The organism is Aeromonas sp. FDAARGOS 1406 (genome assembly GCF_019048565.1).
Classification (GTDB): domain Bacteria; phylum Pseudomonadota; class Gammaproteobacteria; order Enterobacterales; family Aeromonadaceae; genus Aeromonas; species Aeromonas caviae.
This window is the reverse complement of sequence record NZ_CP077378.1, coordinates 944,919-958,625: the sequence shown is the minus strand read 5'-3', so window position 1 is coordinate 958,625 and position 13,707 is coordinate 944,919. Positions and strand designations below refer to the sequence as shown.

Genomic DNA, 13,707 nt, shown 5'->3' with positions numbered 1-13,707 from the left:
GCATGATGAGCGTATCGGGATTGGCGGAAGGTTTTCTGGCTGGCTTCAACACCATGGACCGTTATCAACGTGGCCAGAAAGAAGATGAGCGGATGGATAAGGCCATGAGCCTGCGTGATGCCATGTGGCAGAACGAACAGGGCCGGCAGAAGGTGGCGGATGAGCGCTACCAGAACGAGCTGGTGTACCGCGAGGGGCGCGATAAGCTGGCTGATGCCAAGTATGACAGGCAGTTCGCCCTCACCGAGCGTCAGGTGAAATCTGCAGAGGCGCGAGTCGGTGCTGCTGAGCGGCGAGCGGCGGCACAGGAAGCTCGGCAGCAGCAGGAGTATGAGTGGCAAAAGACACTGCGGGACAAGCAGCTTTTCCAGCAGGAGAATCTGCCAATTTACCAATCTGGCTGGCAACTATTGCGAGAGGGTAAAGACCCTGGAGAGCAATTTTGGGCGGCAGCTAAGGACGAGCGAGCAGGTCTATTTAACCCTCATCGCTGGGTGGAGCCGGGTGCACTTGACAAATCTACCTACGTAGTCAAACACACCGGCAATCTTATGAATTTGCTCAAAGATGGCAAATTGGACCCCAGCACGCCGGAAGGGAATGCACTGATTAATGACGCTAAATACCTTGAGGGAATGGACTATTTGTATCGGGATGAGGTGCGTAAAGGTGTGGGAGATATAGATCCCGCCAGCGGCAAGACCATCACCGATAAGAAACTGGCGAATATGATGATCACCCCTGATGGAAGAGGCTTGGTGTTGGGGGTGGAGGTCACCTATAACGATGGCAGCAAGGATGTGCGCCCAGTAACGAATAACCGAACTTCTGCGCCGGATGACCACCCCAAGGTGATACCCATCAATGACTTCCTGAAGCCTGCCTTCCAGCGAGCAGCTTTAGTAAAGGAGATTTCCTCCAAAGCTGGCGACATAAGTAGATGGATAGGCCTGGCGGCCGGGCCTGATCAGGGTGGCTACAAGAAGGCGGTCACCGAGCTGGAGAAGCAGCACGGCCAGAACAGGGCGCGCATCTCTGCCAGCAACGCAGAGGATAAAGACTTGCAACTGGATGCGCTGGACGCCCAGCTGGAGCAGAGCAAGGCGGCGTTGGCCGACACCTTCGGCATGACTTCCAAAGCTGAGGAGAAGGAGGCGGGGGCCCCTATCAAAGAGTGGACTGGCGGCGATCCCGAGCGCCTGCAGTTCGTGAAGGAGGCCAACCAACATGGCAAACTGAGCAGTCTGCTGGAGTCCCCGGCCAAGATGAACACGGCCTTTGAGCTTTGGCGCCAGCAGGCGGCCAAACAGCGGCAGACTGAGCAGGCTACCGTCACGGCCAATCGACTCCGTGCCACGGAGACCAACGCCTATCAGGCAATGAGCCTGGCCCAGGCTCGCCGATAGTTGCCTTTCACCTACCCCAGCGTTAGCATCTCTCCATCGTCGATCAGTCTGCATGCTGATCGCCCCATCTCAAAAGCCCCGAACGGTTCGCCGCTCGGGGCTTTTCTTTTGCTCGAAATCCGAGGACACCATGGACAAACCTGGACTGCGTGACGCCCTGCCACAACCGCGACAATCTGACACTCGTAATGACCCCTTCTGGAGCTCGCTCGATAGCAGCCTGTCTGCCGCAGCGGCTGCAACACCCCAACCATCCGAGCCTGTAGCCAAACGTGATCTTGATGTCGGCCTGGGCGATGTCGCCCGCGGGGTGGGCGCTGGCGCACTTGATCTGGTGGGCGGCATTGGTGAGCTCGCACGGCAGGTAAGCAACTTCGGCAAAGAGAATGCCGGGAAGCAGGGGGGCGACTACCTGGAACAGGCTCGTGCCAATATGGCCAATAAGCTGAGCCCGTTGCTGGATGTGGTCGCAGGTGCAGGCGATCTGGCCGCATCTGGGGCAGAGTCTCTGAATGATGGGATGAGTGCTGACGCCAAGGAGGCACTGGGACGCCGACTGGTCGATGAAACGCCAGAAGGCCGGTTGACCCTGGGGGATGGCGCAGGGGATATCGATGTCTGGGCGATGAAAATGGCGCAGGGCGTTGGCTCTTTGCTACCGACACTCGCCGCTGGCGGGGTGACTGGGGTGGCCGCCAAAGCCTCTATCGGCCGCGCTGTCACTGCATCCATGGTCAAGCGTGGCGCGACCCAGGAGGTAGCCGAAGCGGTCGCCGCCAAGGCAGTATCCAAAATTGCCACCGGCGCCGCTGTGACCACCGGGGCGACCGGATCGGTTGGCAGTGCCGGGGTGAACACCCGCGACACTGTGCTGGGAATGAGCTTTGACGAGCTGGCGGGCAGCGATACCTTCCGCCAGTCGTTTACTCGCATCGACCAGGATCAACAGACCGCCCATCTCTCTGATGAGGAAAAGCTGGGGCTGGCCCGTGAGGAAACGGCCAACTTGGCCAGCCGAGCCACTATGAGCGACGCCAAGGTGTGGGGAGCTGCCGCCATGGGCTCCATGATGGGCGACGCCATGCTGTTCAAGATGCTGGCTGGCAAGGCAGCCACCGGTGGAGTGCTGAAAGGTGCTGCCAAGGGTGCGGCAGGTGAGGGTATCAGCGAAACCCTGGAGGAGGGGGTGCAGCAATACGCCGTCAACGAATCCCTCAACGAGGTGGCCGCCGCTGATATCGACCCGATGAAGGGGGTCATGTCGAGCGCGATCGAGGGTGGCTTGATAGGGATGGGGACAGGTGGTGCGGTAGGTGCTGTCGGTGGGGCGCGAGGCGGTAAGCATGCCAGCCAGGAAGATGGCGTTGGGACCGATCCGGTTGCAGAGCCTTCCGCGCCGGTGACGGAGGGCGCTGCTGGTCCGGCAGTGGATCCGAACTTTGCTTCTGTTCCACTGGAAGACGGCGAGCAGGCGCCCTCCGCCTCGCAGGCCGAGGGGAAGCTGAATCCGCTCGGCCCCAGCGCCAGCCAGTTTGACGAGCTGCGTGATGTGCCGGCCTACCTGCGCCGCGACGATACCGCAGCGCGGTTCAAGGGCATGGCTGCCGATAGCGAGGTGCAGCGCGCCCTGGCTGGTGAGTTTGGCCAGTCAGTGCAGGAGCTGGTTGCTTCCCAGATGCAGGCTGGCGATCAGGGCAAGAGTCTTTATGAGCGAGCTCAGGCTGGTGAGCTTGGGCTTGACCCGTTCGCAGGAAACAAGAGCGCCCAGCAGGTAGCCATGGAGAACCAGCGCCTAGCCCTGCCGCTCAAGGATGTGATCTTCGCCGGCGATGCGAATGCCAAACCCGTGGGGGAGGCTGTGGCAGCCCCAGGGGATCATGATGACCGACAGGCAGGCCCTGGCCCGCAGTTTCGAGGTGGTGAGCGAACCCATTGGCAGAACGGGCAGGAGGGGGAACTGCTCCCGCCTGAGGCTGGCACGGCCCACCCTGTCGGCGAGCTGCCGGGAGCCGTGATCGATGGCGAGTCCCGCGAGGTGGGAACAGAGCTGCCCTATCGCGACTTCATCGTCGGCGAGGATGGCCGCCCGGCCCAGCGCCGCGCCGCCGACATTCAGCGCCGCGCCGCCGATCTGGCCCGCCGTGAGCGCGAGCTGAACAACCAGCCCCCGCAGATCGGTCAGTCAGAGACCCTCTTTGCCGGGGGCACGCCGGGCGCTGACCCGCGCAATAGCGCCTATACCCCGCCCAAGCTGTCACGGGATCAGGTCGATACCAGCATGGGCGAGCAGTCCACCCGCGATCCGCGCAGCCCGGTGGCGCAGTCCATCGAGCAGGCAGGCAGCGCCACCGATTCGGTATTTGGCCCGCTCAAGTCGTTGCGCATCACCCGCAAGGGCAAGCCGTTCGCCAGCGAGAAAGAGGCCGCCATGGCCAGCCGCAAGGGCAAGGAAACCCCGGTTCCCCTCAATGGCGGCGGCTTCGGGGTAGCGGCTATCGGTGAGGTGCAACAGGCCCAAGCGCAGCAGGGCGCAGTCAAGCAACCGTCAAGCAATTCGGCCCAGCAGGATCGCCAAGACGGAAAGACTGAGATCGCGCAAAATGGCATGGTGATCGTTCATGGTTCCGGCAATCCAGGCATGAGCGAGCAGGATATTCAGATTGTCCGCGCAAGTGGTCAGAAGCAGGGCAAAAAGGGCCGTGTCTATGGTGGCTTCTATGGCTCCAGCGAGCAGGACGCGCACCAAGCGCAAGCCTACGCCGATATGATGGGCGGCACGCCCACCCTGTACGATGTCAAGATTAAGCCTGGCACCAAGGTGTTGCACAAGCAGGGTGATATTACCCGCCTTTCTGAAAGCTACATCAACGAGTTGGTGAGTCAGGGATATGGAGTGGTCACCGGCACCGACCCGCGCGGCCAGACAGAGCATGTAGTTATCGACAAAAGCGCCGTAGCAAGCATGGCCCCGCGCGGCGCGCAAGCAACCCCGTCCCAAGTCAACGACACGAATGTCGCTGACATGCGTCAACCATCTGATCAGCCAGCTGCAAGCGTAAGCGCTGAAACAGTTCCGGCGCCGTCTGCCACCGCGGGCGAGGCCAGCCAACTAGCACCAGCCATCGATACCGGATACCGAGAGGTTATCCCCGTCAAGCAACCCAAGACAGAGGTGAGCAATGAGCCAGTTACCCCAGTACCTGCAATCAGCAGTGAGCGATCAGGTGATCAGCCTGGCGCAGGCGATCCGGTTGCAACAAGTGTTGGACCAACCCCTGCCGAACTCGCGGAGCGAGCTGGACCCGGAGATCCGGCAGATGGCACTTCTCTTGCACCTGTACCTGTTACCCAACCAGGAGAGGAAAATTCACTGACAGCCCCGGCACCTGCCGGGGTTGCTGTATCTGAAGAGGCGCAAACTGAACAGGCTCGCACGACTGCCGGGCCAGCGGCGGCGCCGACACCCTGGTCGGAGATGATTGATAACCCTGATGGCACCATCACCCTGAAAGGCGAAGTGCCGATCATCAAGCAGTGGGCTAAGGATAACGGCGTGAAGGCGATCCCGGGTAAGGGTGGCCTGGTAGTAGCCAAGTCGTTCACTGCCAAGGTGCGAGGCCTTACTGCTCCGGCCGCCAATGAGCCTTCGGCACTGGTCGAGGCTGCTCGAGGTGGGGTAGTTCCGGAGCCAACCGAGGTAGATCTTATTGATCGCGACTTGCTGAAGGAGCATGCCGGACGCTGGAAGTACCGATCTGCTGTTGGGGCTGGCTGGTTTACCTCCAACACCAAAGAGGGCGCTATTGACAGGGCGCGGGAGGCCTACCGGAGGGCTTTCGAGAAGGGGGACCCCGTGCCGACTCGCGAGGAGCGCTGGGAACAGTCTGAGCGCGAGTTTGCTGGGCGCATGGACAACCGCTTTGGCGGGATGACCATAAATGAGTTGGAAAAACGCCACCAGAACCTCGGCGGTACCATTGCGGATTTGCAGTTGGCTGGCCGGCACGAGATGAATGGCAATGGCGGGCGTCGCACCGGTGCCGCAGTAGCCAATGAGGGGGCTCGTCAGGCAGGCCAAGAGAAGATGGATCTCGAGCGTTATATCCAGTTGCGCCGTGATCGAGAAGAGATGGCAGGCAGTGCGCCGGCTCGGATGATAGAGGCGGCTCGCTCCGAGGTTGCGCCGGAACCCACCGAGGCGCAGAAGGAGGCGGGGAACTACAAGAAGGGCCACCTCACGCTGCAGGGGTTGGATATTGCGCTCGAAAACCCCAAGGGATCCACCCGTTCAGGTATTGACCCGGATGGCAAGGAGTGGCAATCCACCATGGCCCACGACTATGGCTATATCAAGCGTACCCTGGGGGCGGACGGCGATCATGTCGATGTGTTCATCGGCGATAAGCCGGATAGTGAGACGGTCTATGTGGTGGACCAGGTGGACCCCAAAACCGGGAAGTTTGACGAGCACAAGGTGATGATGGGCTTTGCCGACGAGCAGGCCGCCCTGGAAGGCTACCTTGGCAATTACGAGGAGGGCTGGCAAGGCCTGGGTGCCATCAAGGCCATGACAGTGGTGGACTTCAAGCGCTGGGTGAAGGAGGGGGATACCACTAAGGCAGTCAGTGACTTGCCCGCCAGTGAACCAACCATCAAGCAATGGGTTGACTCCGCCCCAGACGACCTGCTGGGTGGTATGAGCAGGCTGTTCAAGGGTGACATGAGCTATGGGGAGTTCCGCGACTTCGCCGAGCGGACCATCATCAGCGGTGAGGGCATCAAGGCCATGTTCGGCGGCTGGACCGTGCCCAGGCTGAAGGAGTACCTGACCGCCAACAATGCCTATGTGTTCAGTGGCACCAAGAAGGCTGAGCTGGTCGAGCGTGCCACCCGCATCATGCAGGGCGAGGTGCGCTGGCCGTCTGCCGGTGGAGCCGGCGTGCTGACCACCACCAACAACCCCTTCGCCAAGAGCAATGCCAGTCCGGCCGATGCGCTGCGCGCCGAGGTGCAGGGCATCACCGAGGCCCGCTATGGCGAGTTCGTTGCTCGCCGCAAGGAGCTGAACGCCGCACACGAGGCTCGCAAGCAGGCCATCGCCAAGGCTATCGAGAACCCGCAGACCCTGGACGACTATCGCACCCTGGCCCGCATGAAGGGGCGCGAGGGCATGACCGCCGAGCAGGTGGGCGAGTATGAGCGCCTGCTGACCGAGGCTCAGCTTGATAAGCAGGACGCCGACAAGGCCGCCGAGCAGGCCGCCAAGCTGACCGCCACCCCCAGCGGGGACATCATCAAGACCAAGCACACCAAGCACGGCTACGACCTGTTTGTGGTGCAGATGGCCAACCGCGTGGAGAAGGACGAATACACCCGGATCAACGCTAAGGCGAAAGAAACGGGCGGCTGGTACTCCTCCTTCAAGGGATCCGGTGCCGTGCCCGGCTTCCAGTTCAAAGAGGAGGCCCAGGCTACCGACTTCCGGGCATGGTTGACCGGTCAGGGGCAGGCAGAGAGCAAGCCCAGCGTGACCGCCGAGGCGCCGACTGTGAACATGGAGGAGCCCGCCAGCAGCCCAGACGATAACGTGGCCAAGCAGATCGCCGGCCTGCGCCAACGCGCCGAGACGATCCGCACCAAGGCCAACGCTGCCCTGGCAGTGGACCGCAAGGCCAACACCCTGCGCCGTGCTGGCATGGCAGCCCGCGCCACTGCCGCTGCCGAGGAAGAGCTGAAAACCGCCGATCTGCTGGACGCCATTGCTGACGGCGTGACCACGGGCAAGGCCAACATCCTGCGCAACCTGACCACCAAGGCCCAGCTTGCCACCCTGCGCAGCCGACTGGCCCGCGCCATGTATGATCTGCCGAACGCCGAGTACGAGCGCCTGAAGGGTGAGGGGCTGATCCGCATGGGTAGCCAGGGTCGCCACGAGTGGACCGATAAGGCTGGCCCGCTGGTGCGCGTCGAGGGCGCCAAAATGCCAGGTCTGGACTACTGGACTCGCCAACTGGACGATCTCGCCAGCGAAATGCAGGCCAGCAGCAACCGCAGCCACAAGGCGGCCGGGGTCAAACTGAAGAATCTGGCCAAGGCGGCTGAAGCGAACCAGTTGCGGCAGGTGGCCGTGACGGATCGCGACCTGATCGACAAGCTGACCGCGTTCGTTCGTGGCAGCCAGGAGGGCACCCAGGCGTTCCGCGTAGCCGAGCAACTGACGGATGCTGACCGCCTCAACAAGATGGGGATCTTCTCCCGCGCCAACCTGAGAGCAGCACTGGTGGAGCTGCAAGCCATCGAGGCAGGGCTGGGCAAGCGGGCCGAGGTGAGCCCGCTGCGCACCAAGGAGCAGGCGCTCAAGCTGAAGCTGCTGGGCAACCGCAATGCCTTCATCGACTTCTTCCCCACCACTGAAGACGACGCCGCCGATCTGGCCGGTCGCCTCGGGATTGAGCCTGGCATGACCGTGCTCGAGCCTTCGGCCGGTCACGGGATGCTGGCCGATGCCGCCCGCGATGCCGGGGCCAAGGTGGATGCCGTCGAGATTGCCGGCGACCTGCGCGACATTCTGACCGAGAAGGGGCACACCCTGATCGGCAACGACTTCATGGCGCTGACCCCGACCGCCAGCTATGACGCGGTGATCATGAACCCGCCATTCTCCAACGGCATGGACATGGACCATGTGCGCCATGCTTATGACTTCCTCAAGCCGGGCGGGCGACTGGCGGCCATCGTGTCGGCCGGCGCAGGCCAGCAATCCACCCGCAAGGGGCAGGAGTTTGCGGCGTGGCTGGATGCCCTGGGCGCCGAGGTGGAGCTGATGCGCGAGGGAGCATTCAAGGACTCGCTGAACCCGACCAGCGTCAGAACCAAGATCATCGTGCTGGAGAAGCCGGTCGGAGAAACCGCTCCGTCGCCGTCTTCCGAGGGCAAGCGCGTGACCGTGGCCACGCCGAAGGGGAATGCGGTCGAGGTGCAATACCGCGTCGTGGAAGCGGCGGATCTGGTGACGTCCCACGACTTCGAGGGGAACATCAATCACAACTACCCGCAGCAACTCCAGCCCCGGGATCGCTCCAAGCAGACCTACCGGGTGCAGGTGGGCCAACTGGCCGCCGCGCCGGACGGAGCGCGACTGGCGGCCAGCCCGGAGACAGATCGCGGCGCCCCCATTGTCAGTGGGCTTGTCGTGGAAAGCGGAAACGGTCGCTCTATCGGGCTGAGGCAGGCTTACCAGCGCGGTGACGCCGACGCTTACCGCCGCTACATCGAGGCCAATGCGGCCGACTTCGGGATCGACCCGGCCGTGATCGGCGCCATGAAGCAGCCCGTACTGGTGCGCGAGCGGATCACCACCATGACCGACGACCAACTGCGTGACTTCGTGGTGGACTCCAACACCGACGCCAAGATGGCGAACAGTGCCGCCGAGGATGCCGGCGCCGACGCGGGCAAGCTGACCGACGACATGCTGGATCTGCTCAACATCCCTGAGGGGGGCGACGTACTGGCGAGCCAGAACAACCGATTCCTCCAGGCGTTCCTGTCTGCCATCGGCGAGAACCAGAGCAACAGCTATGTGAGCCGGGACGGGCAGTGGAATGATGCCTACCGCAAGCGGGTGACGGCGGCCATCTTCGCCTACGGCTACGACAACCAGCGGCTGCTGGATGCGGCCACCGGCGAAGTGGACGCGGACGGCCGTAACATCACTACCGCCCTGATCAACAACGCCGTGGGCATGGCCAAGTTGCGCCAGCACTCGCCGGAGCGGGCCAAGGTTATCTCCAACTACCTCGCCGAGGCAGTGGAGAGCATCGCCCGCGCCAAGCGCAGCGGGCAGTCCCTGCAAGAAATGGCCGCTCAGTCTGATATGCTGGGAGGCGACACCAGCCCAGAGGGCAGCCTGCTGGCCCAGGCCATCGCGGCCAGCGCCCGCAGTGCCAAGGCGATCACCGGCATGGTTGGCGACATCCTGACTATGCTCAACAAGACCACTTCCGCCGACATGTTCGGCGCGGCGGTGGACCCTGCAACCCCGGAGACAGCGATCAATGAAACCCTCAAGGCCATCAGCGCCTACAACCAGCAAAAAGCCAGCCAACCCAAGCCCGGCGGCGATCTTTTTGGCCTCGCCGGAGCACGGAATAACCACGGCGCAGCGCCAAGCGTTCCGCGATCTGGTGACGCAAGCGCAGCAAAAGGCGCAGGAGGAGTAACCGAGGGGCGCCTCGAGCTGGACGGGGTAAGTATCCGTATTCCGGCCATCGACGAGGAGCAGCAACGCCTCTACAACCAAGCCACCCACCGGGGCCAGGGCGTGAACTTTGCCAGCGGCATCAGCACCGGCGTGGGGCGGATCCTCAATGACCTGAAGGATGCCGGCCTACTGGACACGGCAGAGCAGAGGGCGGCCGCCGAGGCTGAGGTGCAAGCCTGGGCCAATGAGGAGGCCACCAACGCCCGCAAGCTGATGCGCGACGGCATCAAAAACCCGAGCTGGGCGATCACCGGCCGTTCTGGTCGCAAGGCCCAGAGCAGCGCCGCCCAGGACGCCGAGAACCGCCGCCAAGCCGCCCACCACAAAGACCAGTCAGACCGCATCACGGCCCTGCGCGGAGAGCTGAAGAAGCTGCGCCCGAAGGAGGTGATCGGGAAAGAGTCGTTCAACTACGCATGGGGCAAGGCCAAAGGCATGATCGCCGACTACGCCAGCGCCCAGAGCAACGGGCAGCCCAATCTGCTGGCCAGTCTGCGCAAGAGCATGAATGCCGAGCTGGCCCGCTACCTGCAATCCATGGGCAAGATCGACGCACCCAACTTCATCAAGACCCTGAAGGAGCAGGATCAGCGCCTGAAGGCCGCCGGCCATGACGGCTTGGTGGCCATCGTGGGTGCGCGCTCCAACCCGGGCAAGATCATCTCCAACGCCATCGATGGTCGGATCCGCTTCTCCAAGCAAGCCATGTCACAAGGGATGCGACCTGCTAAACACCTGACTCGCAAGGAGGCTGAGCTGGTAACCAAGGGGTGGTTCAAGCAGTACCGCGGCGCTTCCGGCATAGATGTGCAGATCCACGCAACCCAGGCTGAACTGGAGGAATCCCTCGGGCTGGATGCCAAGGAGGGATTGATCCGCCGCGCCGCGTTTGACGACGATGCCGGCACCCTGCACGTTGCTGCGGACACCATTTCCGACCCCAAGCGGATGCGCGAGATCCTGCGCCATGAGGTGCTGGCCCACTATGGCCTGGCCAACGTCCTGGGTGACGGGGAATATACCAAGCTGATGAGCCGCCTCATCGGGTCCCAGAAGGACCCCAGCATGAAGCCGGTGTGGGACTGGGTAAACACCCATTACGCCGACGAGGACATCGGCACCAAAGCCGAGGAAGTGGTGGCTCATCTGGCGGAATTGGAGCAGGGGGCCTGGGGCCGTGGCTGGGATCGGGTCGTGGCCTGGGTCACCCGGGCGCTGCGTGCGGTCGGCTTTGTACCTGATGGCATTACCGCCGCGGAGACGCGTTCCCTGATCGAGGGGCTGGGCAAGAAGTTGCAGCGTAGCGGCCCAGACGACAGCGGGCCGGATGGCGGGAAGAAGTTCAGCCAGGAAGCCGAGCGGCCAGCACAGAAAGGCGGTATCAAGATGAGCCAGGCCAGTACCGCAGCTGATGCGGCCATGGAGAAGCTCAACCTGGGCCCCAAGCCCGACATCATCGACAAGACCAAGGCCAGCCTGAACAAGCTCCGTCAAGTTGACCGAGGCGTGGTCAGCTCATGGATCGATCGCGTCATCAAGAAAGCCAACACCGAGGTGCTCGACGCGCTGGCCCCCATCAAATACGCCGAGGAGGCTGCCGGCATTACTGATGCCGCAGACTCCGGTTATGTGGCGGCACGGATGGCGACGGGGGCCGCCTCCACCATGCAGGCTACCATGCTCTATGGTCTGCCGGAGTGGAATGACGGGGTGATCCAGCGCAAGGCGGGTACCGGCGAGAAAGACGCGCTGCTGGGCATCTTTGCCGACCTGGGAGCTGATCTGCACAACTGGCTTGGCTGGATGGCTGGTCACCGGGCGGAACTGCTGATGGCGCAGGGCAGAGAGAACCTGCTCGATGCCAATGACATTGCGGCGCTCAAGGGGCAAGGCAAGGGCAAGGAGGCCAAATTCCTTGATGCCAAAGCCCGCTGGAACCGCCTCAATGCCGCAACCCTGGACCTGGCACAAGAAGCTGGGCTCTTCACCAAAGAGGCGCGGGCCGAGTTTGAAAGCGAATGGTACATCCCGTTCTTCCGTGAATCAGATGACGGCGACGTGATCGCCCCCTTCAAGACGAAGGGCATTGCCAACCAGAACTCCGGCATCAAGAAGCTCAAGGGCGGGGAGGCCAACACTAACGACCTGCTCGAGAACATCTTCACCTCCACCTCCAAGCTGATCGACGCGTCCATGAAGAACATGGCGGCCCAGAAGACGGTTTGGAACCTGGCGGATACCGGCATCATCGAGGTCATTCCGAAGCCAAACAAGATGGATTACCAGGCCCTTGCCAATGGCAAAGACAGGATCATGGTCAAGCTGGAGGGGGAGGACTACATGATCCGGGTTGAGGATCCGGACCTCTATCGCGCTATGACCTTCTTCGACCGCAAGCCGTTCAGCGCCATGGTCAATGTGGCGGCCAAGGCCAAGCGCCTGCTTACTGCTGGGGTCACTGCATCTCCCGAATTCATGCTGCGCAACTTCCTGCGCGACTCACTCTCCAGCTGGGCGATCAGCAAAGACGGCTTCAGGCCGGTGATCGACTCCATCAAGGGGGTGAAAAAGACCCTGGCGATGGACGGCAGTACCATTGATGTGATGTTCAGCGGAGCCTCCTTCCTGGGCGGCTACGTGAATGGCAATGACCCAGAGGCGATGGCCGATACCGTGCGTAAGTCGCTGCGACGCAAGGGGATGACCCCGGAGCAAATCGCCCGCTACGAAAAGAGCATTATCCGCAACGCCGCTCAGGCAAAGGGCGTGGTTGCCAATGTGTGGGAGAAGTACAACCGCTATGGCGAGGCTTTCGAGAATGCCAACCGCGAGGCGGTCTATGCCGCAGCCATCAAGGCTGGCAAGAGCCACGCCCAGGCGGCGTTCGAGTCGAAGGACCTGATGGATTTCTCCATGCTGGGAGCCTCACGCACCATGCAGGTCATGACCCAACTGCTGCCGTTCTTCAATGCCAGGGTCCAGGGTCTCGGCAAGCTGAGCCGTGAGCTGCGCGACAACCCGCGCGAGATCGCCAAGCGTGCCGGCATGATCACGGCAGCAAGCCTGGCGCTGCTGGCCCTCAACTGGGATGACGAGCGCTATGAGACGCTGCCGGACTGGGACAAGGATGCGAACTGGCACTTCTGGATTGGGGATGAGGAGTTCCGCATCCCCAAGCCGTTCGAGATTGGGGTGTTGTTCGGCACCATCCCGGAGCGCATGGTGCGCGCCATGGGCGGGAAGGACACTGGCGCGCAACTCGGCAAGGCGATAGCCAGGGCGGTCGGTGAAACGTTCGCGCTCAACCCCACGCCGCAGATCGTCAAGCCGTTGGTGGAATCCTACTTCAACTACGATGCCTTCCGTGGCATCCCCATCGAGAACGCGCAGGACCTCGCAGTGCAGGCGGAGGCTCGCTACAACGAGCAGACCAGTCTGATGATGCGTGAGCTTGGCGAAACCCTGGGTATGTCACCCAAAAAGCTGGAGCACCTGCTGATCGGCTACACGGGCACGATCGGCAGCTATGTGATGGCCACGGCTGACGGCCTGATCAGGGCATCTCGCCCGGGCGAGTCTGCCAGCTGGCGTGCTGACGAGATCCCGCTGGTGAAAGCCGTGTATCGCGGCACTGGCCCTGCAAAGTCCACGCAGCACATGGAGGAGTTCTACCGGATGCTTAACGAGGTGAACCAGCTCAAGCGCACAGTTGACCAGTACCGCAGTGAAGGGCTGACCGACAAGGCGAACGAGCTACTGGAGGAGCAGGGCGGGATCTTGAAGTCGCGTCGCAGCCTGAGCCGCACTCAGCAGCAGGTCCGGGTGGTGCGCAACAAGATCGAGCTGATCCAGCGCGACCGCACACTGACCGCAGAAGAGAAGCGCCGGCGCATCGATGAGATGCTGGCCCGCCGTAATGACCTGGTGTATCTGGCGGTCAACAAGAACAAGGCGAACTGGGAGTAAGGGGGGAATAGCGGCCCTGGCTTGCCCCGGACAACAGGGGGTAAGCTGGGCCCTGACCAGTGAGGACCTGAC

2 protein-coding genes are annotated in these 13,707 nt (G+C 62.5%); both read left to right on the top strand.

Annotated elements, in window-relative coordinates; translation table 11 throughout:
• Positions 1–5 precede the first annotated feature (5 nt).
• Positions 6–1,406 (top strand): hypothetical protein, encoded by a 1,401-nt coding sequence (locus tag I6L36_RS04280; RefSeq protein ID WP_216986993.1) that lies wholly within the window; start codon positions 6–8, stop codon positions 1,404–1,406.
• Between the two features lie 130 nt (positions 1,407–1,536).
• On the top strand, positions 1,537–13,635 hold the full coding sequence (locus I6L36_RS21880; RefSeq protein ID WP_254203463.1) for an LPD38 domain-containing protein: 12,099 nt from the start codon (positions 1,537–1,539) through the stop codon (positions 13,633–13,635).
• Positions 13,636–13,707 lie beyond the last annotated feature (72 nt).

Bases quoted from the DNA above. Each gene is read 5' to 3' on its own strand.
- I6L36_RS04280 (WP_216986993.1), top strand. From the start codon at position 6: ATGAGCGTATCGGGATTGGCGGAAGGTTTTCTGGCTGGCTTCAACACC.
- I6L36_RS21880 (WP_254203463.1), top strand. From the start codon at position 1,537: ATGGACAAACCTGGACTGCGTGACGCCCTGCCACAACCGCGACAATCT.